23 protein-coding genes are annotated in these 23,673 nt (G+C 70.1%); 3 read left to right on the top strand and 20 right to left on the bottom strand.

Going from position 1 to position 23,673, the window contains the following annotated elements; translation table 11 throughout:
* Positions 1–6: 6 nt before the first annotated feature.
* Complete coding sequence (gene tsf / locus VNJ48_RS05130; RefSeq protein ID WP_325599759.1) at positions 7–819, bottom strand: translation elongation factor Ts; 813 nt, start codon at positions 817–819, stop codon at positions 7–9.
* A 75-nt stretch (positions 820–894) separates the two neighbouring features.
* On the bottom strand, positions 895–2,139 hold the full coding sequence (gene rpsB, locus VNJ48_RS05125) for a 30S ribosomal protein S2 (protein ID WP_325599757.1): 1,245 nt from the start codon (positions 2,137–2,139) through the stop codon (positions 895–897).
* A 414-nt stretch (positions 2,140–2,553) separates the two neighbouring features.
* On the opposite strand from rpsB, the gene VNJ48_RS05120 reads away from it, so the two are divergent.
* Complete coding sequence (locus VNJ48_RS05120; protein ID WP_325599755.1) at positions 2,554–3,153, top strand: M23 family metallopeptidase; 600 nt, start codon at positions 2,554–2,556, stop codon at positions 3,151–3,153.
* A 78-nt stretch (positions 3,154–3,231) separates the two neighbouring features.
* Here VNJ48_RS05120 and VNJ48_RS05115 read toward each other — a convergent pair whose 3' ends face one another.
* From VNJ48_RS05115 to VNJ48_RS05050, 14 genes are all read right to left on the bottom strand, one after another.
* Positions 3,232–6,039: an Ig-like domain-containing protein gene (locus VNJ48_RS05115; RefSeq protein WP_325599753.1), complete on the bottom strand. Its 2,808-nt coding sequence runs from the start codon at positions 6,037–6,039 to the stop codon at positions 3,232–3,234.
* 132 nt (positions 6,040–6,171) lie between these two features.
* A complete protein-coding gene (locus tag VNJ48_RS05110; RefSeq protein WP_325599751.1) occupies positions 6,172–7,119 on the bottom strand; it encodes a tyrosine recombinase XerC in 948 nt (315 codons plus the stop codon).
* A gap of 81 nt (positions 7,120–7,200) precedes the next feature.
* On the bottom strand, positions 7,201–8,337 hold the full coding sequence (gene dprA / locus VNJ48_RS05105; protein ID WP_325599749.1) for a DNA-processing protein DprA: 1,137 nt from the start codon (positions 8,335–8,337) through the stop codon (positions 7,201–7,203).
* On the bottom strand, positions 8,334–9,938 hold the full coding sequence (locus VNJ48_RS05100; RefSeq protein WP_325599747.1) for a YifB family Mg chelatase-like AAA ATPase: 1,605 nt from the start codon (positions 9,936–9,938) through the stop codon (positions 8,334–8,336). The genes dprA and VNJ48_RS05100 overlap by 4 nt, the downstream gene beginning before the upstream one ends.
* Positions 9,938–10,324 (bottom strand): YraN family protein, encoded by a 387-nt coding sequence (locus tag VNJ48_RS05095; RefSeq protein ID WP_325599745.1) that lies wholly within the window; start codon positions 10,322–10,324, stop codon positions 9,938–9,940. The genes VNJ48_RS05100 and VNJ48_RS05095 overlap by 1 nt, the downstream gene beginning before the upstream one ends.
* Positions 10,325–10,452: 128 nt before the next feature.
* Positions 10,453–10,761, bottom strand: coding sequence for a DUF2469 domain-containing protein (locus tag VNJ48_RS05090; protein ID WP_297740361.1), 309 nt, complete (start codon positions 10,759–10,761; stop codon positions 10,453–10,455).
* Complete coding sequence (locus VNJ48_RS05085; RefSeq protein ID WP_325600197.1) at positions 10,761–11,492, bottom strand: ribonuclease HII; 732 nt, start codon at positions 11,490–11,492, stop codon at positions 10,761–10,763. The genes VNJ48_RS05090 and VNJ48_RS05085 overlap by 1 nt, the downstream gene beginning before the upstream one ends.
* Before the next feature lie 22 nt (positions 11,493–11,514).
* The gene (gene lepB / locus VNJ48_RS05080) at positions 11,515–12,309 is read right to left on the bottom strand and encodes a signal peptidase I (RefSeq protein ID WP_325599743.1); all 795 of its coding nucleotides are present in this window, start codon (positions 12,307–12,309) and stop codon (positions 11,515–11,517) included.
* 50 nt (positions 12,310–12,359) lie between these two features.
* Positions 12,360–12,710, bottom strand: a complete 351-nt coding sequence (rplS, locus tag VNJ48_RS05075) for a 50S ribosomal protein L19 (protein WP_297740355.1) — start codon at positions 12,708–12,710, stop codon at positions 12,360–12,362.
* A gap of 233 nt (positions 12,711–12,943) precedes the next feature.
* Positions 12,944–14,098: a tRNA (guanosine(37)-N1)-methyltransferase TrmD gene (gene trmD, locus VNJ48_RS05070; RefSeq protein WP_325599741.1), complete on the bottom strand. Its 1,155-nt coding sequence runs from the start codon at positions 14,096–14,098 to the stop codon at positions 12,944–12,946.
* Positions 14,095–14,652, bottom strand: coding sequence for a ribosome maturation factor RimM (gene rimM, locus VNJ48_RS05065; RefSeq protein WP_325599739.1), 558 nt, complete (start codon positions 14,650–14,652; stop codon positions 14,095–14,097). The genes trmD and rimM overlap by 4 nt, the downstream gene beginning before the upstream one ends.
* A 72-nt stretch (positions 14,653–14,724) precedes the next feature.
* The gene (locus VNJ48_RS05060) at positions 14,725–14,967 is read right to left on the bottom strand and encodes an RNA-binding protein (RefSeq protein ID WP_297740349.1); all 243 of its coding nucleotides are present in this window, start codon (positions 14,965–14,967) and stop codon (positions 14,725–14,727) included.
* Positions 14,968–14,972: 5 nt separating this feature from the next.
* Positions 14,973–15,620, bottom strand: coding sequence for a 30S ribosomal protein S16 (gene rpsP / locus VNJ48_RS05055; RefSeq protein ID WP_325599734.1), 648 nt, complete (start codon positions 15,618–15,620; stop codon positions 14,973–14,975).
* Between the two features lie 173 nt (positions 15,621–15,793).
* Positions 15,794–16,450: a GNAT family protein gene (locus VNJ48_RS05050; RefSeq protein ID WP_325599732.1), complete on the bottom strand. Its 657-nt coding sequence runs from the start codon at positions 16,448–16,450 to the stop codon at positions 15,794–15,796.
* 127 nt (positions 16,451–16,577) lie between these two features.
* Here VNJ48_RS05050 and VNJ48_RS05045 point away from each other — a divergent pair, with 127 nt between their 5' ends.
* Complete coding sequence (locus VNJ48_RS05045) at positions 16,578–17,228, top strand: hypothetical protein (protein WP_325599730.1); 651 nt, start codon at positions 16,578–16,580, stop codon at positions 17,226–17,228.
* A 21-nt stretch (positions 17,229–17,249) separates the two neighbouring features.
* On the opposite strand, the gene VNJ48_RS05040 is transcribed toward VNJ48_RS05045, so the two are convergent.
* From VNJ48_RS05040 to VNJ48_RS05030, 3 genes are read right to left on the bottom strand one after another with little or no spacing between them, the layout of a single operon-like run.
* Complete coding sequence (locus VNJ48_RS05040; RefSeq protein WP_325599728.1) at positions 17,250–18,323, bottom strand: amidohydrolase family protein; 1,074 nt, start codon at positions 18,321–18,323, stop codon at positions 17,250–17,252.
* Between the two features lie 46 nt (positions 18,324–18,369).
* Positions 18,370–18,735, bottom strand: a complete 366-nt coding sequence (locus VNJ48_RS05035; protein WP_297740375.1) for an NYN domain-containing protein — start codon at positions 18,733–18,735, stop codon at positions 18,370–18,372.
* A 54-nt stretch (positions 18,736–18,789) separates the two neighbouring features.
* Complete coding sequence (locus tag VNJ48_RS05030; RefSeq protein WP_325599725.1) at positions 18,790–20,775, bottom strand: glycoside hydrolase family 3 protein; 1,986 nt, start codon at positions 20,773–20,775, stop codon at positions 18,790–18,792.
* A 151-nt stretch (positions 20,776–20,926) separates the two neighbouring features.
* Between VNJ48_RS05030 and VNJ48_RS05025 the strand changes: the two genes are divergently transcribed.
* Positions 20,927–22,093, top strand: a complete 1,167-nt coding sequence (locus VNJ48_RS05025) for an ROK family transcriptional regulator (protein WP_325599723.1) — start codon at positions 20,927–20,929, stop codon at positions 22,091–22,093.
* A gap of 3 nt (positions 22,094–22,096) precedes the next feature.
* Here the strand turns inward: VNJ48_RS05025 and ffh are convergent, their stop codons facing one another.
* Complete coding sequence (gene ffh / locus VNJ48_RS05020) at positions 22,097–23,665, bottom strand: signal recognition particle protein (protein ID WP_325599721.1); 1,569 nt, start codon at positions 23,663–23,665, stop codon at positions 22,097–22,099.
* Positions 23,666–23,673 lie beyond the last annotated feature (8 nt).

The raw sequence follows: 23,673 nt of genomic DNA, 5'->3' as shown, positions 1-23,673 counted from the left end.
TGACGCTCAGGCGCCGACCTCGAAGCGCGCGAAGCGCTTGACGCTGGTGCCGGCCTCGTCGAGGACGGCCTTGACCGACTTCTTCGCCTCGGAGACGGACTCCTGCTCCAGCAGGACGATCTCCTTGTAGAAGCCGCCCAGTCGACCCTCGACGATCTTCGCGATGGCCTGCTCGGGCTTGCCCTCTTCGCGGGTCTTCTGCTCGGCGATGGAGCGCTCGCTCGCGACGACGTCCGCGGGGACCTCGTCACGGGTGAGGTACTGCGCCTTCATCGCGGCGATCTGCATGGCGGCACCTCGAGCGGCGGCGGCGTCGCCGTCGAACTCGACGAGCACGCCGACCGCGGGAGGCAGGTCAGCGGCACGCTTGTGCATGTAGACGACCGTCTCGCCCTCGAAGTAGGCGACCTGGCCGAGCTCGATCTTCTCGCCGATGGTGATCGCCAGGTCCTGGACGACCTCGCCCACGGTCTTGCCGTCGAGCGGGACGACCTTGAGGGCCTCGACCTCGCCGGCCTTGGCCTCGTTGGCGGCGTCAGCGATGCGCTGGGCGACGGCGACGAAGTCGTCGCCCTTGGCCACGAAGTCGGTCTCACACTTGAGCTCGACGAGCGCACCACCGGCGGTGGCGACGAGTCCGGCAGCGGCCTCGCGCTCGGCCGCGCGGTTGGCCGCCTTGGCGGCACCCTTGACGCGCAGCAGCTCGACAGCCTTGTCGAAGTCGCCGTCGGCCTCGGTGAGCGCCTTCTTGCAGTCCATCATTCCGGCCTGCGTCAGGTCACGGAGCTTCTTGACATCGGTAGCGGTGAAGTCGGCCATGGTCCCTCTTCCCTGTGTTCGTGGTGGGCAGTGAGCTGAAGCGGGCCGCGAGTCTCCTCGCGGCCCGCCAGCCAATCAGTCGTTCTTGGTCTCGGCGTTGACGAATCCGGCGGCCTCGGCGGCCTCGGCGCTGTCGAACCAGATCTCAGCCTTGGTGCGGTCATACCAAGGGCTGGTGGGGCCGTGGAACTTCATCGAGGACTTGTTGCCCTTGATGTCGAAGCCCTTGGGAGCCGAGCCGTCCTCGTTGGCGGGAGCCGAACCGGCGGGCTGTGCCTCGTCGGCCTTGTCAGCCTCGGCAGGGGCCTCGGCGGTCTCGGTCGCGGTCTCGGTCTCGGCCTCAGCGGTCTCGGTCTCGGCCGGGGCCTCAGCGGTCTCGGTGGCGGCGGGCGCCTCCGGGGCAGCAGCAGCCGGAGCCTCGGCGGCAGGCGCCTCGGTCGCAGCCTCTGCGGCAGCGTCGGCGGCAGGCGCCTCAGCGGCGGCACCGGTCGACTCGCCGGCCGGGACGTCGGTGGCAACGTCGCCGCCGGTCGCCTGGACGGCAACCTTCTCGGCGTCGCCCTCGAGGAGCTCGCGCTCCCACTCGGCGAGGGGCTCGGCGGTGGTCGCGTCCGCGCCGCCCTTGGCACCGGAGCGAGCGATGAGGCCCTCGGCGACGGCGTCGGCGACCACGCGGGTCAGCAGGCCGACGGCGCGGATGGCGTCGTCGTTGCCCGGGATCGGGAAGTCGACGAGGTCGGGGTCGCAGTTGGAGTCGAGAATGCCGATGATCGGGATCCGCAGCTTGCGGGCCTCCTCGACGGCGAGGTGCTCCTTGTTGGTGTCCACGATCCACACGGCCGAAGGAACCTTCGTCATGTCGCGGATGCCGCCGAGGGTCTTGTCCAGCTTGGTGCGCTCGCGCTTCATGCCGAGCAGTTCCTTCTTGGTGCGGTTGGAACCCGCAACGTCGTCGAAGTCGATCTCGTCGAGCTCCTTGAGGCGGTTGATCCGCTGGTGCACCGTCTGGAAGTTGGTGAGCATGCCACCGAGCCACCGCTGGTTGACGTAGGGCATCCCGACGCGCGTCGCCTGCTCGGCGATGGCTTCCTGGGCCTGCTTCTTGGTGCCGACGAACATGACGACGCCGCCGTTGGCGACCGTCTCCTTGACGAAGGCGTAGGAGCGGTCGATGTAGGCCAGCGACTGCTGCAGGTCGATGATGTAGATGCCGTTGCGCTCGGTCATGATGAAGCGCTTCATCTTGGGGTTCCAACGACGGGTCTGGTGACCGAAGTGGACGCCGCTCTCGAGCAGCTGGCGCATGGTGACGACTGCCATGTGATTCTCCTGTGTGGTGGAGCCGCTCTCCGTCGCACTCGACCTTGTGGCAGGCCGAGCCGGGGAACGAGCTCCGACGTGGGTTTTCAGTTGATTGCACCCGACGGGTGTCGGTTGCCCTGACGCTCGCGCGCGATCCGATCCGACTCAGGTGAGCCGGAACCGAGGATCGGCGCCCACGGGTGGTCGGTCTCCGGAGAGAGACCGTCGTGGTCGGCGAGCGTGCGAAGTCAGCCCGGGTCGATCTGGGTCGTGCTGGGCTGCTCTGCGAATCGTAGGCCACTCCTCCATCGGCGGGCCAATCGAGCCGCGGCTGGGCCGCGGACCATCCACAGGCGCTCCGCTCGAGCCGTCGTCCCCCGGTATGCCGCAGCACGCATGCCGCGCAGGGGCACAGCCGACAAGGATCGCGCCATGCATGGTTCGCGATCCCTGGTCCCCCTCCTGACTTCGGTGCTGCTCGGAGTCGCCGCTCCCCCGGCGCAGGCCGACATTGACCCGGTCGGCGTCTGGCCGCTGCGTCCGACGCCCGAGGTGGTGCACGCCTTCGAACCGCCGGCCGGTCCCTACAGCGCTGGCCACCGCGGTGTTGACCTGGCCGGCGCCGTGGGGCAGCCGGTGCACAGCGCGATGGCCGGCACCATCGCCTTCATCGGCCACATCGCCGGCAAGCCCGTGGTGACCGTCTCCCACGGCGAGACCCGGACGACCTACGAACCCGTCTCCTCCGACCTCGAGGTCGGCGACCCGGTCGCGCCCGGCCGTCGGATCGGGTCCTTGGAGCTCGCATTCAGTCACTGCTTCCCCCGAGCCTGTCTCCACTGGGGGTGGCTCCACGGCGAGACCTACCTCGACCCGCTCACGCTGGTCGGCACCGGCCGGGTGCGGCTGCTGCCGCTGTGGCGGGACGAGCCTGTCGACCACGAGAGCACGCCGTCGTGGCGTCCTCCCTCCGTCAAGACCCTGCCGCTGCCGTACGCCGCCTGGTCGCCGCTGCGCGACTTCCTCCCCTGAACTCGGCCTCCAGTCCCCGCTCCTGACGCTGGGGATGCCTCATGTTGCGCCACTGCCAACCGACCCACAAGCACCACGTCAGGTAGTGCGGACTTTCACCACCTCGGTGCCCACCGACGTCGCGACCCGGAACCGGGTCACGGTGCCCGCCTTGGCCGCCGTCGGCGCTTCGAGTGCGGCGATCCAGTGGGAGATACCGTCGATACGACCTGCGAGCACGAACTGCAGGCGCGTGCCATTGCTCCGGTTCAACAGCACCGGACGCTTCGGCGACACGATGTGCAGGTCACGGAACCTGGTGCGGGGGACATCCCACGCGCCGGCGCGCAGGACAGTGCTGGCAACCCACACGTGCCGCACCGTGTACGCGACCCGGCCAATGGTGTTGAGCCCGGCCCGGTCGGTCGCGATGACCGTAGTGGTCCGCTGGTCGCCGATGACGACCGTCGCGGCCGAACAGTTGATGACCCCGGCCCCGCCGTCGGTGCCGACGCACTGCGGAATCGGGGAGGCACCGTTGTAGATCGCACCCTGCGCCACGCCGCCCACTCGTACGCCTGGAGCGAGCGTGTCGACCGAAATCGGTTCGGTGCTGACGACGTCGATGCCACCGTCGCTCGCGACGACGGACCGGGTCACGACCTGCGCGGCACCGTCTCCCAGCGTGACGGGCGCCGGGCAGTCGATGGCCCCGGATCCGGCCTCGCACGTGAACGACACCGTCACCGGGGCGGTGTACCAGCCGGTGGTCGGTGCGGCGGGAACGTGCGCGGTCACGACCGGGTTCGAGCGGGCGGTCGAGGCGGCGGACACGTCCACGTTCGTGTTCCCGTTGAAGACTGCCGCGAAGGCGGTGCCGGCACCGCGGGTCGTGTCGCCGGCCCAGGTGGCCACCCCGTCGCCGCCGACATCAGCGGCGCCGACCTTGGTGCCGTCGATCAGGAAGGTGACGGTGCCGGAGGTGGTGCCGGGCTCCGGGGCCGTGACTGTGGCCCTCAGCCCTTCCGCGGTGACCGCCAGGGTCGTGGTGCTCGCCAGCCTCGCGACGACAACGGTCGCTACGGCGCTGCCGCCGTCGAACAGTGCGTCGCCGCTGTAGATGAGGGTGACCTCGTGGGCGCCGGCGTCGAGCAGCGGCGCATCGACAACGTCGGGCATCGTGACTGATCCGTCGGGACCGATCGGCTGCGGATCGCCGTACGCCTTTCCGTCGAGGTGGAACTGCGCCCGCCCTTCGGGAGTTCGCAGCGTGTTGTCGGCGGCCGCAACGACCCCGGCCACGGACGGCGGCTGCTCGCCGTACCCGATCATGTCAGCCGACGGCGTCACCGTCAGCGTGCTTGCGGGCCGCAGGACGGTCAGCCACGAAGTTCCGGTGTTGGCCCGCCGGTAGTTGCGACTCCCCGAGTACTCCGCGGACAGCAGATGCAGGCCCACGGCGAGGCGCTCGACGTCGGGTCTCGCGGGGAACGGCGCGGTGCCGCTCTCCGGGTCCAGCGGCTGTGGCGTGCCGTAGGGAGCGCCGTCGGCGAAGAACTGGACGGTGCCCAGGGGGGCGGGCATGCCGTCAAGGACCTGGCCGAACAGGCTGGTGGGGCGAACCGTGGCGAGCACCCCGGTGGGTTGGCCGTAGACGGCCGGCTCGACCCAGTTGAGGACCACCCCCGACTGAGCCTGAGACACCGAGAGCCCGACGTCCGCGGACGTCGAAGGCTGCAGGTTTGGCGGCATGTACAGGGCGCCGTTGTAGGTGCGCGCGCCGACGAACCGGGCAGAGAGCGTGTGCATACCAGCGTCGAGCGCGGACGCCGCGTCGTCGCTGTAGTACGCGTTGCCGAGAGCGTCCGTGAGGTGCGGCAGGACCAGCTGATTGGAGTCCACCTGGAGAAGGCGGCCGTAGGGCTCGCCGTCCAGGTACAGCTGAACGTCGCCGTAGCTGTAGAAACTGATCCGGGCGTCGTTCGGAGTGACCTTGATAGTGACCTTGGGGCTGGGGTCGCCGAAGGTGCTGTAGGTGTCGTCGACGGTCAAGGTGGTGGTGGTGGATGAGTCGAGGTACGTGACGGTCGCGTACCCGTTGCCGCCGTTCGCGGCCCGTTCGTTGATCGGAGTGTAGTCGGCGGCGTAGTTCAGGCCACCACCACCACCGCCGCTGTCGCCGCCACCGCCGCCGTACCAGCCGCCTCCACCGCCGCCTCCTTCGCCGCCCGGGCGCGCGTCGCCACCGGACCCGAACGAACCTGACTCGGCGCCGGTGGCGCCGACGCCAGCGGCGGCCGTGGTGTAGCCCGCGGTGTTGTTCGACGCGTCGCCGCCCCATCCGGACGTGGTGCACGCAGAGTTCGCGGTCGCCGGGACGTAGAAGCCGCCGTCGCCGCCGTCGCCGCCGTTCGCGGCCGGAAACCCGCACTTGCTCGCTCCGCCGCCGCCGCCCGCGACCAGGATGCGGTCGCTGAGAGCGGTGCCGTTCCTGCGGATGTCGGTCGCTCCACCCCCGCCGTGCCATCCGCCGTCGCCTCCGCCGTTGAAGCCGCCGATGCCGTCGTGACCTTGGCCCCCCACGTTGATCTGGAAGACCTCCCCGGGAGTGACCCGCAGCGTGGTGCTGCCGACGTGCCCGCCCCAGCCGGGACGGGTCGGGCTGCCAGCGAGCGCTTGTCCCCCGGCGCCGTAGACGTCGAAGGTCAACGCGGTGACGTCGGCAGGCACCGTCCACGTTTGGGCGGACCCGGTGTAGGCAAACGTCTCCGTGGGCGGCACCACGTTTTCGTCAGCGCTCGCCGGGGACGCCAGGGAGCCGACGACGACCAGCGCAGTCGAAGCAGCGACCACGGTGAGCGAGAGAACCGAGCGGAGCAGACGGTGGGACGTTCGGAGGGGGGCCACAGCGTGACTGTCCCTTACGTCGAAGAGCGCAGCACCCGTTTCACCGAATCTGGTGATGACCTACCGAGGTCTTGGACGCGGCGGACAGGTCGAGAGTCGAGAGTGGGCTGCCCCAGGAAGGGCCACCCAGGATCAGGCGCGGGGGTGCGCCTGTCGGTAGGCCTGCCGCAGCCGATCGGTCGTCACGTGCGTGTAGAGCTGGGTCGTCGCCAGTGACGCGTGGCCGAGCAGCTCCTGGACCGAGCGGAGGTCGGCTCCCCCCTCGAGCAGGTGGGTCGCCGCAGAGTGCCGCAGCCCGTGCGGCCCGATGTCGGGAGCACCCGGGACGTCGGCGATCCGACGGTGCACGAGCTCGCGCACGACGCGCTGGTCGATGCGGCGGCCCCGAGCGCCCAGGAAGAGCGCCGGCCCGGAGCCCTCGATGCGCAGCGACGGCCGCCCGGAGGTCAGCCAGCGGTCGACGGCGCGGGCGGCCGGGTGGCCATAGGGGACGGAGCGTTCCTTGCGTCCCTTGCCGAAGACCCTGACCACCTGTCGCTCGGTGTCCAGGTCGTCGATGTCGAGGCCGACCAGCTCGCCGACGCGGATGCCCGTGGCATAGAGCAGCTCGAGCATGGCCACGTCACGAAGCCCGCCCGGCGAGCCGTCGTCTGCCAGGGCGGCTGCGGAGCGGATCAGGTCTGCTGCCTCGTCGACGCGCAGCACCGAGGGCAGGGCCTGGTGCTTCTTCGGAGATCCCAGCGATGCTCCGGCGTCACTGGGCGCCCGACCCGTCCGCGCCAGCCACGCGGTGAAGACCCGTGCAGCGGTGGCTCTGCGGGCGAGCGTGGTCCGGGACTTGCCCATCGTCTGCTGCTTGGCCAGCCAGCTTCGTAGGACCCGCAGGTCGAGGTCTCCCACGTCGGTGCAGCTGAGCCGGGTCGCGTGCTCGAGCAGTCCGCTGAGGTCCCCGAGGTAGGCGCGGACGGTGTGGGGAGTCAGGTCGCGTTCGGAGGTCAGGTGTCGCTCGTAGTCGGCCAGCACGCGGGCCATCGACTCGGGCAACGACACGTCGTCCGCGTCCCCGTCTCCCTGAGCCATGGGCCGATGGTAGGTCGGTGACGCTCCAAGACACCGGAGCCACGACGGACAGTCCGGCCGGCAGTCGTGCCGATGCACGCCTCAACACCCACCACCCCGGGCGGCTCCCGCCACCAGGCGCCACCCGTCCTCGCCCAGCCGTACCAACCCGGCGGCGCTCAGGGCCACCAACACCCGGTCGGTCTCCTGCACACCGACCCCGGCGATCCGGCCGATCGACTCACTGCCCGCTCCCCGAGACACGGGGACCGCGTCAAGCACCCTGACCTCCCGCAACGAGAAGCCGTCGTGGGTCCGCTCCGGGCCCCGAGGCACGGTCATCAGGTGTTCGCCCGATGCGCCGACGAGCTCGAGCACCTCGAGCCCCGAGGTGACGAGACTGGCTCCACCTCGACGGATCTGCAGGTGGACGCCTTGCGACGTCGCGCTCGTCACCGGTCCGGGGACGCCCATCAGCACGCGGCTCAGCTGGTCGGCCCAATGGGCCGTGTTGAGGGCACCGCTGCGAATCGCGGCCTCAACCAGCACGGTGCCACGGCTCAGGGCCGCGATCAGGCGGTTGCGCGAGAGGAACCGCACCTTGGTCGGCGACGAACCCAGTGGCGCCTCGGAGACGACCGCGAAGTGCCGGGCGATGTGTTCGATGAGCTCGCGGTGCGCTGCGGGGTAGACCCGGTCGACGCCACACGCCAGGACAGCGACCGTCGCCCCTCCTGCCGCAAGGGCCCCCCGGTGTCCGGCCTGGTCGATCCCGAACGCCGCGCCCGAGACGACCGGGGCGTCGGCACGGGCCAGCGCTGCGGCGACGTCCATGGCGACGTCGAAGCCGTAGGAGGTCGCCGAACGTGAGCCCACGATCGCCACGGAGGCGCCCAGCTCGTCGAGCGTCATCGGACCCCGCACCCACAACCCGACAGGGACGCCGCCGAGTCCCTGCACGCGCTGACCATGAGCCAGGTCGTCGAGCTGGGTCGGCCACTCCGCCTCGGCCGGGGTGACGAACCGGATGCCCTGACGCTCCGCCACCGACAACAGCCGGTCCGGATCGGCCTCGAGGATCCTGGCGGCGAGCTCGGGCCGGGACCGTGCGTCCCCCAGCAGCTCGTCGATCGTCTGGATCGCGCCGACCGTCGCCACGGCGTCGGCCACCTTCGCGTCGCCGGGCTCCAGGGCATGGCTCAGCCGCACCCTCGCCAATAGCTCCTGCTGCGCGCTCACGATGCCAGCTCCATGGCGGTGATCGCCACGGGCTCACTCGAGCGCAGCGCCATTGCCGTGCGGACGTCGGCGACGTCGGGCAGGTCGCGCCCAGCCAGATCCGCGACCGAGAGCGCCACCCGGTGCACGCGAGTCAGCCCGCGGCGGGTGAGCTTCCCGTTGGCCATGGCCTCGTCGAGCAGCCGTTGACCCCCCAGCGGGAGCGGCCAGCCCTCGGTCAGGGCCGGCCCGGGCACGGCGGAGTTGACGCCGAACCCGAGCCCCGCGTAGCGGACTGCCTGTCGAGCGCGCGCCGCTGCCACCCGATCACGCAGCTCTGAGGAGCTCCACCGCGGTGCGAACCGGTCACCGCCTCGGTGGGCGGCCATGGGCTGGAGCTCGCGCCAGATGTCGATGCGGTCCACGACGGGGCCGCTCAGCTTGCGTTGGTAGTTGCGGCGCACCTGGTCGAGACAGTCGCAGACGTGACCGCCCGCCCGAGCATGGAAGTTGCCGCAGGGACACGGGTTGGCCGCCAGCACGACCATGGCGCGAGCCGGGTAGGTGGCGGACTCCTCACCCCGGGCGATCGACACCTCCCCCGCCTCCAGCGGCTGGCGCAGGGCGTCGATGACGTCGGCACGGAACAAGGGGAACTCATCGAGGAAGAGCACGCCGTGGTGGGCCAGGCTCACCTCGCCGGGTCGCGGTCGGCCGGTGCCGCCGCCCAGGATGCTCGCGCGGCTGGCGTCGTGGTGAGGGGAGAAGAAGGGCGGCCGGGTGACGAGGGTGTCCAGGGCTCCGACCAGGGAGTGCACGGCCGTGACCTCCAGCGACTGCTCGAGCGTCAGGTCCGGCAGGATCGTGGGAATCCGCTCGGCCACGGTCGTCTTGCCGGCGCCGCGGGGACCGCTGAGCATCAGGTGGTGTCCGCCCGCGGCCGCCACGGTCACGGCATAGATCACCTCCTGCATCCCCTCGACCTCCGACATGTCGACCTCCTCACGGAGGTCCTGGCCACGCCAGGACAGCAGCCGCCCCGACGTGGTGCCCTCGACGGGCGGCGCCTCCGGCACCGGCTCACCGCGCAGCTCGGCCACCACCTGGGCCAGGGAGCGCATCCCGAAGACGGTCATCCCCGGCACCATCGCGGCCTCGCTCGCCTGCGACTCGGGGACGAAGACCCTTCTGATCCCTCGTTGTCGGGCGGCCAGCACCATCGGCAGAACTCCGATCACGGGACGCAGGTTGCCCGAGAGGGTCAGCTCGCCGATGAAGGCAGTGCCGTCGAGCGCAGACTGCGGGATCCGGTGGTCCCGGCCGTTCTTGGGAGGTGTCTGGTCCGCGGACTTGACGGCCACGGCGATGGCGAGGTCGAAGTGGGTGCCGCTCTTCGGCAGATCGGCCGGCGCGAGCAGGATCGTCACGCGCCTGCTCGCCGGCCACGACGGGACGGCGTTGTTGATCGCCATCCGCACCCGGTCACGGGACTCCTGGAGCGCCTTGTCCGGCCGACCGACCAGATAGGTCCCGGGCGTGCCGGGCGAGATGTCGACCTGGACGTCGATCAGGTGCCCCTGGGTGCCCGACAGCGCGAGGCAGCGCGCCGTTGCCAGCGACATCACGACAACCCGACGACGTGGTCGATCTCGGGGTCGCCGGACCGAGGCACGATCACAGCCACCAGGTCGAGCCTGATGTCGTCGGGATGGACGGAGTGGGCGCGCAGCCAACAGCCGGCCAGCCGCCGCATCCGATCGACCTTGCGCCGGTCGATCGCCTCGTGCGGTGTGCCGTAGTCGTTGGAGGAGCGCGTCTTCACCTCGCAGATCACCAACGTCCGGCCGTCGCGGAGCACGAGGTCGATCTCCCCCGCGGGGCTGCGCCAGTTGTGGTCGAGCAGCACCAGGCCCTGCGCGGTCAGGAATCGCGCGGCGAGGAGCTCGCCGTACGCCCCGAGAGCCTGGTTGTGCGTGAGCCGCGGCGGGTGGTGGACCGTGCTGTCCATGGGGCCTCCTGGTTGGGAGGTCCCAGCACACCGCCGGGCACGGACAGCCGCACGCGGGGCGGGGTGATCCTGTGGAGGACGACGCCGTGCAGGCTGCTGTGGACGAGTTGGGGCCCGAAGGACCGTGGTCAGTCCTTGGGCGGCTCGATCTCCTGCACGCTGAGCTCCTCGACGTTGACGTCCTTGAAGGTCAGCACCTTGACGCTCTTGGCGAACCTCGCCGGGCGATACATGTCCCAGACCCACGCGTCGGTCATCGAGACCTCGAAGAAGACGTCGCCGTTCTCGGTGCGGGCCCGCACGTCGACCTGGTTGCAGAGGTAGAAGCGGCGGTCGGTCTCCACGACGTACTTGAAGATCGAGACGACATCGCGATACTCCCGGTAGAGGGTGAGCTCCATCTCGGTCTCGTACTTCTCGAGCTCCTCGGCGCTCATCAGTGATCCCTCCTCGACGGACCCTCGGCTGGCGCCGGGTCGACGTGCTCCCGCTCATTGTGCACATCGGGGGCGCACTCCAGCCCGGCGGCCCGCCGCACGTTGACGAAGCGCATCCGGTGCACCGAGGAGGGTCCGTGCCGGTCCAGCGCAGCGGAGTGCACATCGGTGATGTAGCCCTTGTGGGTCTTGAAGTCATAGGCGGGGTACGTCGCGTCGAGCTCGACCATCATCCGGTCCCGCGTCACCTTCGCGAGCACCGAGGCGGCTGCGATGCACGCCGCCACCCGGTCGCCCTTCCACACCGCCAGACCCGGCACCTCCAGGCCGTCGACGGGGAAACCGTCAGTCAGGACGTAGGACGGACGCCGGTCGAGCAGGGCGACCGCGCGGCGCAGCGCCTCGACGTTGGCCACGTGCATGCCCAGCCGGTCGCACTCCTCGGAGTCGATCGCCACCACCGACCACGCGACGGCACGCCGCACGACCTGGGCGTAGACGCGTTCACGCGCCTTCTCGGTGAGCAGCTTGGAGTCGGCGAGGCCCGGAACGATCCCGGCCTTGCCCGCCGGCAGGATGCAGGCGCCGGCGACCAGCGGGCCGGCGCACGCGCCTCGTCCCGCCTCGTCGACACCGGCGATCGGCTCGATCCCCACCCGTCGCAGGGCACGCTCGTAGCCGTACAACCCGGCATCGCTCCGGATCGTCGCGCCGGGCGGCAGGTGCGTCATCAAGGTCATGCGGATCGGCCGATCACGACGCGGCGGGAACGTCCTCGAACGTGCCCGGCCGGGAGACGAACTCGAAGCGCTGGCGGGGCCACAGCAGGACGAAGACCTTGCCGACGACCAGGTCCACCGGCACGAACTCCGGACCCGGGACGCAGTCGGTCTCGACCTTGGGCTTGCACATCTTCTGGCTGGAGTCGGCCGAGTGGCCACGGTTGTCGCCCATGACGAAGACGTGCCCGTCGGGCACGGGTCCGGCCTTCCAGTCCGTGCCGCACTGGTTGACCATCGGCCCGTCGCACTGGGTGCCCTGGTCGACCTTGACGTAGAGGTCCTCGTCCAGGGGCTTGCCGTTCACCAGGATCCTGCCCTGGTCGTCGCAGCACTCGATCGTGTCGCCACCGACCCCGATCACCCGCTTCACGAGGTGACCGCCGGCGGGGTAGAGACCGATCTTCGTCATCAGCTTGGGGAGCGTCGCGGTCGGCCCGGCTGCGTCCTGGGACGGCAGCCAGCCACCCGGGTCCTTGAAGACCACGACGTCACCGCGCTGAGGCTCGCCGCCGCCCCAGTAGGAGACCTTCTGGACCAGGATCCGGTCGTCCTTGACCAGACCGGGCTCCATCGACTCCGAGGGGATGTAGAAGGCCTGCAGGAACAGCGCCTTGATCGCGATGGCCAGGATGAGGGCCACGGCCAGCAGCAGGATGGTCTCCTGCCACAACGGCAGGTGGTGGGCCTTCGCGGGCTTCGACGACGACGACCGCGGCTCCTCCGGCTGAGTGTCAGTCGGGACGGAACCGCGGTCGTGTGAAGTCACTCGCTGAGACTAACCAGTCTGTGGTCGATCTCAGGACTTTCGGGCCAAGCTCAGCGCTCGCGGCGCTCCTTGATCTTGGCGGCCTTGCCGCGCAGGTTGCGCAGGTAGTAGAGCTTCGCGCGACGCACGTCACCGCGGGTGACGATGTCGATGGTCTCGAAGATCGGGGAGTGCAGCGGGAAGGTGCGCTCGACACCGACGCCGAAGGAGACCTTGCGGACGGTGAAGGTGCGTCCGACACCGGAGCCGTGGATCCGGATGACGACGCCCTGGAACTGCTGGACGCGGGCGCGGCTGCCTTCGACGACCTTCACGTGGACGTTGACGGTGTCACCGGCACGGAAGGCCGGGACGTCGGTTCGCAGGTTGTTGCTGACGAGCTCGCTGAGCACGTTGGTCATGGTTGCTCCCACGTGTTCGCCACAGGCCGGACACGGATGTAGTTGGTGCGGATCAGTGCGGAGGTCCCGTCATCGTGGCCGGCGGCGTCGCACACCCCCTGTGGCAGGTGATACATCGCGGATCCCCCGGACGTGATCTTCGGGGCGATCGTTTGGCCGACTGGACCAAGGGTCGAGTCTGCCAGATCGCAGCGACCCGGCGAAATCAGCGGCGAGAAATCAGCGCGGGGAGCTCAGCGCTTCTTGGCCAGCACCACGGCACCGGGCTCGCCGGGCGCGGGCCCGCGGAGCCGGTAGCCGGCCTTCTTGTACATCCGGATGTTGTCCAGGCTCCCGGCACCGGTGAAGAGCACGTATGCCGCAACCTCCGGCGGCGCCGCGTCCTCGATCCGCGCCAGCATGTCGCGTCCGAGCCCCTGGCCCTGCAGGTCCGGAGCCACCATCAGCCGGCCCACGTCCCAGGCGCCGGCATGCTCGCCGTGGCGCTCCATCCGGCCCCGGGCGGCTGCGACCAGGCGCCCCTCGCGTCGCCGGACGATGACGGTCCACGTCCCCAGCCAGCGGCGCACGTCCTCGAGCGTCTCGTGCTGGGCGTGGATCTGGACGCCCGGATTGGCCTGCTGCTCGGCCACCCAGCAGGCGAGCTGCAGGGTGAGGATCTCCCCGGCATCGGCGAGGGTGGCGAGGCGCACCTCGTCAGCACCGACGCTGGTGGGCGCGATGAGGTCCGGGCGGCGCTGCGCAGTGCGGCGTACGGCCTGCTCGTGTCGCCAGCGGGCGATCCGGCCGTGGTCGCCGGACAGCAGGACGTCGGGCACGTCGCGCCCGCGCCACGATGCGGGCTTGGTGTAGACGGGATATTCGAGGAGGCCGTCCTCGTGCGACTCCTCCACGAGCGACTCGGCGTTGCCCATGAACCCGGGGACGAGGCGCACCACGGCCTCGGTGATCGCCAGGGCTGCCACCTCTCCCCCGTTGAGGACGTAGTCGCCCAGCGAGATCTCCCGCACGGTGCCGAGGGTGGCAGCGTGCTCGATGACGCGCTGGTCGATCCCCTCGTAGCGACCGCAGGCGAAGACGAGGTGCTCCTCGCCGGCCAGCTCGCGTGCCATCACCTGCGTGAACGGCCGGCCGCTCGGTGTCGTGAAGACGATGGTCGCGCCCGTCGCCACCGCGTCGAGCGCGGCACCCCAGGGCTCGGGCTTCATCACCATCCCGGCGCCGCCCCCGTAGGGCGTGTCGTCGGTGGCGTGGTGGCGGTCGGTCGTCCACTCGCGCAGGTCGTGGACGGTGATGTCGAGCAGCCCCTTGGCGCGCGCCTTCCCCGGCAGGCTGAGCTCGAGGGGGCGCAGGTAGTCGGGGAAGATCGAGACGATGTCGATCTTCACGCGTCGGTCAGCTCGTCGGGGAACGGCGCGACCAGCCCGGGCCGGTCGGCGATGACCACGCGCCCACCTTCGAGGTCGACCTCCGGCACGAGCGCGGCCACGAACGGCACGAGCGCGTTGCGGCCGTCCGGTGTCCGCACGGTGAGGAGGTCCTGGGCAGCTCCGTGGACGACGGCGGTGAGCTCGCCGAGGTGCGTGCCGTCCTCGTCGTACGCCGCAAGGCCGATCAGCTGGTGGTCGTAGAACTCCTCCGGGTCCGCCGGCGCGTCCTCGGGCCCGAGCGTCGTGTGGAGCACGAGCCCACGGACGGTCTCGGCCTGGTCGCGACCCTCGACCTCCTCGAAGGTCACCAGGAGCACGCTCTGGTGCCAGCGCGAGCGACTCACGGTGAGACTGGTCAGCGTGCTCGCAGACCCTGGTGACGGCTCGGCCCGGAGCGTCGTCCCGGGGGCGAACCGGCGCTCCGGTTCGTCGGTCCGGACGTCGATGGTGACCTCGCCACGGATCCCGTGCGGCTTGCCGATGCGGCCGACGACGACCTCGATGCTGTCCACGGGGTCAGGCTAGATGAGACGAGCGCCCCTCCCGAGATCGGGAGGGGCGCTCAGAGGACGCGTGCGTGCTACTCAGCGTCGGCGGTCGACGTCCACGAAGTCGACCCGCGCGCCGGCGCGGCCCGCGAGGGCCGAGACGACGGTGCGGAACGCCGTGGCCGTGCGACCGTTGCGGCCGATCACCTTGCCGAGGTCGTCGGGGTGGACCCGGACCTCGAGGATCGAGCCGCGACGCAGCTCCTTGTCGCGGACCGAGACGTCGTCCGGGTTGTCGACGACGCCCCGGACGAGGTGCTCGAGTGCTTCGGCGAGCATGGTGCTCAGGCCTCGCTCTTGCCGAGGTCCTCGGCCGTGACGGTCTCGGCCGCCTCGGCCTCGGCTGCAGCGCCCTCAGGGGTCTGCGACGCCGGCACCGGAGCGGTCTGCGTCTCGGTCTCGGCGGCGTCAGCCTCGACGGCCTCGGCGGTCGGCTCGGCCGATGCCTTCTCAGCCTTCTCAGCCTTCTCAGCCTTCGCTGCCTTGGCGGGCTTCTCGGTCGTGGCGGGCTTCTCGGCGGGCGCCGACTCGTCGCTGGCCTCGGCCTTCTTCGACGACTTCTTGGTCGTCGCGGCAGCCTTGGGCTCGCTGGTGGCGTCCTTGAGGGCCTCGTTGAAGATGTCGAGCTTGTCGCGCTTCGGCTCCTTGACCTTCAAGGTCCCCTCGGTGCCCGGCAGGCCCTTGAACTTCTGCCAGTCGCCGGTGATCTTGAGGATGGCCTCGACGGCCTCGGTCGGCTGCGCGCCGACGCCGAGCCAGTACTGCGCCCGGTCGGAGACGACGTCGATGTACGACGGGTCCTCCTTGGGGTGGTACTTGCCGATCTCCTCGATCACACGGCCGTCGCGCTTCTTGCGCGAGTCGACGATGACGATGCGGTATTGCGGGACCCGGATCTTGCCCAGGCGCTTCAAACGGATCTTGACGGCCACGTGTGTGGTGTCTCCTTGCGAGTGGAAGTGGGTGAGGAACCTGCAGACCGGGTGGGGACCGGACAGGACTGCCTCGATGGCGCACCAACGACCGAGATTAGAGGGTCCGTCCGCTGGCGCGACTCAGCGCGACATTGTGCCAGAACGGGCCTGCGCCGCCCAATCCGGCATGCTCAGGCGGCCGCGTCCAGGCCGACGGAGCGACGGAAGGCCTCGACGCCCTCGACCTCTAGCGCATGGGGACCGCGCCGGAACGCATCCGGGGTCAGCAGCAGCTGGGTCAGGATGGCCTGCTCGCCGCGACGCTCGTGGCGCACCGTGCCGTTGGCGACGTAGCCGACCTTCGCGCTCACGGTGAGCGAGGCGGCGTTGTCGCTGAAGGCACCGGAAGTGATCTCGGTGAAGTCGAGGTGGTCGAAGAGGAAGGCACACATCACCTGGCGCACGGCGGTCCCCAACCCCTTCCCCTGGTGGGCGAGCCCGAGCCACGACCCGGTCTCGCCGGTGCGGGTGACGAGGAAGTCCGACGTGGTGACGCCCTGGACACCGACCACCTCACCGCGGTGGAGCACCGCCAGGTTCAGGACCCACGAGCTCGGCGAGAACTCCGCCCGGGTACGCCAGTGGTACTGGCCGAAGGAGCGCCCGAAGTCCCCCGGTGCCGTGTCCGTCCACGGATAGGTGAACGGCATCCGGTCCGGGTGGTGCACCCCGCGAGCAGCCAGGTCCGCCAGCTGGACGACGAGGTCGTCGGTGACCCCGCGCAGCTCCAGGTCACCAGCGGTCACCCGGACCCCGAGCGCGGGCAGGAGGTCGGCGACGTCAGTCATGGGCGCGAGTCTGGACGGCACCGTGAGTGCGGGTCCAATCGAGATCCGCCAAACGCGCTTCCTCCCCGGCGCGGATCACCTACGCTCGACGTCGGACCAATTCCCCAGCTGCAGGAGCACCAACCTCATGGCCACGACCCCCCGACGCACCCTCGCCGCCGTCATCGCCGCTCTCGCCCTGACCGTTCCGGTCGCGATGAGCGCATCGGCAACCGGCACCTCCGATGACAATCACGGCTCGGCGAAGGCGCCCAAGGCACCGAAGCCGTCCAAGGCACCCAAGGCACCGAAGTCGTCCAAGCCGTCCAAGCCGTCCAAGGCATCCGAGGCGCCCAAGACCAAGCAGCTGCTCAAGGCGATCGACGTCAGGGACGCCAAGCTCGAGCGGTTGACGACGGCCGAGCGCACGTCAGAGCTCAGCGACGACGTCGAGGCGGCGTTCGTCGCCAACATGACGGCAGACCGGACCGCACTGGCGACCCTCCGGGCGGACGCCGAGGCAGTCGGGTCGACGCTCGACGTCAAGACTGTGCGCAAGGACCTGCACGACTTCCGCGTCGTCAACTACGTGCTGGCCGGCAACATCCTTCGCAAGGCCGAGAAGCTGGAGACCGAGCTGACCGCCGACCCGACGGCTGCGGCTCAACTCGCGGCAGCGGTCGACGCCGCGCTTGCGATCACTGCTGTGAGCACCAAGGACGACGTTCGCGACGCGCGCGACCTCCTGAAGCTGGCAAAGCCCGAAGACGAGGACGAGGCGCCCGCCCCGGTCGGCTGATCCGGGCCCGCCGCGGACGGGTCAAGCGACGACGCGTCCACGGAGCACGACGCGCGACGGTTCGCGCAGCACCGTGAGGTCGAGCAGGGGATCGCGCGGATAGACGACGAAGTCCGCCGGCGCGCCCTCGGCCAGGGTGGCGTTCCAACCCAGCCACTCGCGGGCACGCCACGACGCAGCACCGAGCGCGTAGTCGGCCGGCATCCCCAGCTCGCGCATGGCCAGCACCTCGCCCGCGATGTTGCCATGACGGCTCACTCCCCCGCCGTCGGAGCCCGCGTAGAGCACGACCCCGGCCTCGTACGCCGCCATGATGGTCTCGCGCTGTCGGGCGTGCAGGTCGCTCATGTGGTCTGCGTAGCCCGGGAACTTCGCGCGCCCGGCTTCGGCGTACTGCGGGAACTTGTCGATCTGCATCACTGTCGGCACCAGGGCGATCGCACGGTCCGCCATGGTCTGGGCGAGGTCGGTGGACAGGCCGGTGCCGTGCTCGATGCAGTCGATGCCGGCCTCGATCAGCCCGGGCAGCACCGCCTCGCCGAAGCAGTGGGCCGTGACCCGGGCGCCGAGCTCGTGGGCGACTGCGATCGCGTCCTTGAAGTCGGAGGCGGGGAAGGACGGAGCCAGGTCGCCCTCGTCACGGGAGATCCAGTCGCCCACCAGCTTGACCCAGCCGTCGCCTCGCCGCGCCTCCTGCGTCACGGTGGCGATGAGATCGCCGGGCTCGACCTCGTAGGCGTAGTTGCGGATGTAGCGCTTCGTCCGGGAGATGTGACGGCCCGCCCGGATCAGCCGGGGCAGGTCCTCGCGGTCATGGACCCACGACGTGTCCGCCGCTGACCCGCAGTCCCGGATCAGCAACGCCCCGGCATCGCGGTCCTCGACCGCCTGGGCCTCGGTCTCGGCCTCGCCGACCGGTCCGTGGTCGTCGAGGCCGATGTGGCAGTGGGCGTCGACGAGGCCCGGGACGATCCACCCCTCGGTCTCGGTGCTCGCGCCGGGCTGCGGCTCATAGGTGATCGTGTCGCCGACGACGTAGAGGTCACGAGCCTCGCCGTCGGGCAGCACCGGTCCGCGGAAGCGCATCGCCGTCATGGTCCGACGGTAGCGGGCGACGACGGCCGCCCGCGTGGAGAGCCGCCTACAGCTGGGACAGGAGCCAGGACGGGCTCATCGCCATCGCCCCCAGGCCCTGGACGCGTGCCTGCAGGAAGCGGTCGGCGGTGATCACGGTGACCCGTTGGCCGCGTTCGACGGCGGCAGAGACCTGTCGCTCGATCTCCGAGTCCCCGTCCTTGGGAGCGTGTACGACGCGCACATGGGCATCGCGTCCGGCCCGCGCGCCGCCCTTCGCGGCACCCTCGAGGACCAGGACGACCTCGTCATGTGGCAGGTCGGCCACCAGGAGCTCCTCGTGGAGGCGTCTCGCGGCCCCGGGGCGGTCCTTCCACCAGCCGTCGGCGCGCGCGCCGACGACGTTGGCGGCATCGACCACGAGCACGGACACCCGCCCAGTGTCCACGAGGATCACTGGGCGGGTGTGGTCGGGCAGCTACGGGGCTCAGCGCGTGCGCAGCCCCCAGCCGTAGGGGTACAGCGGGTCGTAGTTCGCGTCGCCGATGTTGATCGGCTCCTGTGCGATCGTGCGCGGCCAGGTGACGGGCAGCTTGCCGGTGAACGGCCGCTTGCCCAGCAGGACGTCGGCCACACCAGCGCCCTCCGAGCCCGGGAGCCACGAGGCCACCACGGCATCGACCTCCGCCAAGAGCGTCGGCTCCAGGATCATCGGACGACCGGAGACGACGACCACGACACATCGTGCGGCTCGCGAGCAGACCGTGGAGACCGCAGCCTTGTCGGCCTCGTTGAGCATCATCGTCTGCGCGGGACGCTGCACGCCGCCATCGGCGGGGTCCCAGCCCCACCGCGGTCCGCCGACGTCACCGAAGCCTTCGGCGTACGGCGTCTCGCCGACCACGACGACGCCGACCGCGTTGCGCGGCACCGGCTCGAGAGCGGTCTCGCTGAAGGTCACGTCACGGTGACCGTCGCGCAGGCCGTCGAGGATGGTGTCCCCGGGGATGACGTTCTTGGAGCCGCCCTGCCACGTGAGCGTCCAACCGCCGGCCTGGTTGCCGATGTTGTCGGCGTTGCTACCCGCGACGTAGACCGGGCGCTTGGTGGCGATGGGCAGCGTGCGGCCCTCGTTCTTCAACAGCACCTGCGACTGGGCCACGGCGCGACGCGCGACCTTGCGGTGCTGCTCGGAGCCGATCTCGTCGATGTTGCGACGGTCTGTGTAGGGGTTCTCGAAGAGCCCGAGATCGAACTTCACCGTCAGGATCCGCGAGACCGCGTCATCGATGCGTGGCATCGGCACCGCCCCGGACTCCACCGCTGCTGTGAGCGTTGCGATGAACTTGTCGGCGAAGGCCGGCTCCATGAACATGTCGACGCCCGCATTGACCGAGGTCGCGACCTGTTGGTCGTAGGTGCCGGGAAGCTGCTGGATGGCGAGCCAGTCAGAGATGACGAGACCGTCGAAGCCCATCTCGCCCTTGAGCACACCACTGATCAGCTCGCGGTTGGCGTGCATCTTGATCGGGTTGCCCAAGCCGTCCTCTGTCCAGTCGACGCTCGAGAACGACGGCATGATGGAGCCGACGTGGTGGCGGTCGATGGCGGGGCCGTACGGCGCCAGCGCGAGCTGACGGAAGGTCTGGCGGTCGACCTCGGCAATGCCCTGGTCGATCGTGTAGTCGCCGTGGCCGGTGCCGAAGGTGGTCAGTCCGTCGCCGGCGAAGTGCTTGGCCGTGGCCAGCACCCGACTCGGGTCGTCGTAGCGGGCGCGCCTGCCCTGGAGGCCGTCGATGATGGTCTCCATGGAGATCACCAGGTCGGGGTCTTCGCCGAAGGACTCGTAGGTCCGGCCCCAACGATCGTCACGGGCGACGCAGACGCACGGCGCGAACGACCATTGGGGACCCGAGGCTCGGGTCTCCTCTGCCGTGATCTCACCGATCTTGCGCACGAGTCCCGGGTCACGGGTGGCGCCGAGGCCGATGTTGTGCGGGAACACCGTGGCTCCCTTGAGGTTGGCGTGGCCGTGCACCGAGTCGACGCCGTACAGCAGCGGGATGCCCAACCGCGTCTGGAGTGCCTGCGCCTGGAACGCGTCGACCATGTCCGCCCAGCCGGTGGGAGTGTTGTCCTCCGGCACCGACCCGCCGCCTGAGAGCACCGACCCGAGTCCCCACGTCTTGACCTTGGTGGGATCGGCGGCCACGTCGCCACGCTCGGCCTGGGTCATCTGGCCGATCTTCTCGGCCAGCGTCATTCGGCTCAGGAGGTCGGCGACGCGCTCCTGCGTCGACAGCCGCGGATCCTGGTAGTCGGGCACCTCAGAGCGCTCGGCCGAGGCGCCCGTCGGGGTGGCGACCGACTGCGTTGGCGTCAGCATCGAGCACGTCATTGCCGCTACGGCGGCGGCGGCGAGGACACCGAGCCGGTGTGGCCGGCTGGTGCTGCGCAGGGGGTGGTACGGCATCGAGTTCTCCCGAGAGTTGGAGGTGGGGTGACCTGGGTCACGGAGCGTCTCGATCGTCACCGGGTCTTTTGCCCGCGTCAATGCAGAAAGATCCACTTGACACCAGTTTTTAGTGCGTGTTCCGGAGAAACTGCGGATAGCCTTCACGCTCATGACGGGTCGGTCCCTCGAAGCGTTGCGGATGGCGAACCAGCGCGCAGTCACGAGCCTCCTGTCCCTCGGCGACCCGTTGAGCCGGGCCGAGCTCGCCCGCCGGACGGGTCTGTCGAGCACCACCGTCTCCAGTCTGGTCGCCCAGCTCATGGGGGGTGGCGTCGTCGAGGAGTGCGAGGGGGTGGGCCTGCCCTACAAGGGCGGCAGCGGTCGCCCGCCGCGCCTGCTCCGGTTGACGACACGACCGGGGCTGGTGGCGGGTGTCGATGCGGGACACCACCATGTCCGAGTCGCCATTGCGGACCGGGCGGCGAACATCCTCGTGGAGCACGTGGCCGAGGTCGACGTCGATCCCGAAGGACAGCGCACCCTCGACCTGGTCGCCGACATGGTCGCTCGCGCAGCGCTGGAAGCCGACGTCCGCGTCGAGCAGCTGCTCGGTATCGGGATGTGCGTCCCCAGCCCACTCAACCGCGCGTCCCACCGGGTCAGCAGCGGGATTCTCCCCGGCTGGCGCGGCCTGGTGCCGGCCGAGGAGCTCCAGCGACGCACAGGTCTGCCGGTGATCGCCGACAACGACGCCAACGTCGGGGCTATCGCCGAGCACCAGCACGGCGCCGCCCGCGGCGCTGCTGACGCCATCTACGTCAAGGCGGCCAGCGGCCTGGGCGCCGGCTTGATCCTCGGCGGACGCCTCCATCGGGGTGCCACGGGCATCGCTGGTGAGCTCGGGCACGTCCACGTGCGGGAGGACGGACGCGTGTGCCGGTGCGGCAGCCGGGGCTGTCTCGAGACCGAGGTCTCAGCGCAACACCTGCTGACCATCCTGCGCCACGCCTACGGCGATGACCTCGATGTCGCCACGATGATGTCGCTCGAGGCTGAAGAAGACCCCGGGGTCTGCCGGGTGCTCGGCGACGCGGGCCGCACCATCGGGCGCGCCCTGGCCGACCTGTGCACGGCGCTCAACCCCAGCACGATCGTGGTCGGGGGGTCCATCGGCGCCTCCCCCGTGGTCCGAGACGGGATCCGCAGCGCCTTGGACCGTCACGCCCATCCCGACAGTGCCAGCGCCGTGTGCGTGGTCCCGGGCCAGCTCGGCGCACGCGCCGAGGTCGTCGGCGCAGTGACCTTGGCGATTGCCGGCCTCGCCGCGGCTGACTGAGCGTCACTTCAGGAACTTGGAGAAGTCCTTCGGCAGATCGAGGGCGGCGGCCGCCTTCTCGTAGTCCACGTCCTCACCGGTCCCGCCGAACGGGTTGGCGGCCTTGTCGGCCGCCGCAGCCTGGGCGGCTGCCGCCTCCTGCGCGGCCTTGGCCGGGTTGCCGGAGGCACGCTTGCCCTTGGCCTTCTTGGGGGCCTGCTTGGCCTTGCCGCGCTTCCCGCCCCCGACGGCGCCCATGCCGGGCATGCCGGGCATCCCGGGCATCCCGCCGCCCTTCATCATCTGCTGCATCATCTTGCGCGCCTCGAAGAAGCGGTCGACCAGCTGGTTGACGTCGGAGACCTGACGCCCGGAGCCCTTGGCGATGCGGGCGCGCCGCGAGCCGTCGATGAGCTTGGGGTTGTCGCGCTCGGCCGGTGTCATCGATTGGATGATCGCCTGGATGCGGTCGATCTCGCGCTCGTCGAAGTTCTCGAGCTGGTCGCGGAACTGCCCCATCCCGGGCAGCATCCCCATGATCTTCGACATCGAGCCGAGCTTGCGGAGCTGCTGCATCTGCTTGAGGAAGTCGTCGAGGGTGAAGTCGCCGGTCTGGACGAGCCTCTCGGCCGCCTTGCGCGACTCCTCCTCGTCGAAGGTCTTCTCGGCCTGCTCGATCAGGGTGAGCATGTCGCCCATGTCGAGGATGCGGGAGGCCATGCGGTCGGGGTGGAAGAGGTCGAAGTCGGTCATCTTCTCGCCCGCCGAGGCGAACATGACCGGTCTGCCGGTGAGGCTGGCGATCGAGAGGGCCGCGCCGCCTCGGGCGTCACCGTCGAGCTTGGTCAGCACGACACCGTCGTAGCCCACGCCGTCGAGGAACAGCTGCGCGGTCGTGACGGCGTCCTGGCCGATCATGGCGTCGACGACGAACAGCACCTCGTCGGGCTGGACGGCGTCGCGGATGTCGGCGGCCTGCTTCATCAGCTCGGCGTCGACACCGAGGCGCCCGGCGGTGTCGATGATGACCACGTCGTGCAGCTTGCGCTTGGCCTCCTCGATCGAGGCACGGGCCACCTCGACGGGACTGCCGACGCCGTTGCCGGGCTCGGGTGCGAAGACCGGCACGCCGACGCGCTCACCGTTGACCTGGAGCTGCTGGACGGCGTTGGGACGCTGTAGGTCGGCCGCGACGAGGATGGGGGTCTTGCCCTGGTCCTTCAGCCACAGCGCGAGCTTGGCGGCGAGCGTCGTCTTGCCGGCGCCCTGGAGCCCGGCCAGCATGATGACGGTCGGGCCGGTCTTGGCGAACCTGAGGCGGCGGGTCTCGCCGCCGAGGATCGCGGCGAGCTCCTCGTTGACGATCTTGATGACCTGCTGCGCGGGGTTCAGCGCCTGGCTGACCTCCTCGCCGCGGGCGCGTTCCTTGACCGCGGCCACGAACTCCTTGACGACGGGCAACGCCACGTCGGCCTCGAGCAGCGCGATGCGGATGTCGCGCGCAGTGGCGTCGATGTCGGCCTCGGACAGCTTCCCCTTGCCGCGGAGATTCTTGAAGGTGTCGGCGAGCCGGTCAGAAAGTGTGGCGAACAACGTCGAGT

It is taken from the genome of Nocardioides sp., from assembly GCF_035576065.1.
In the GTDB taxonomy this organism is placed as follows: domain Bacteria; phylum Actinomycetota; class Actinomycetes; order Propionibacteriales; family Nocardioidaceae; genus Nocardioides.
This window is presented reverse-complemented; position numbering and strand designations above follow the sequence as displayed.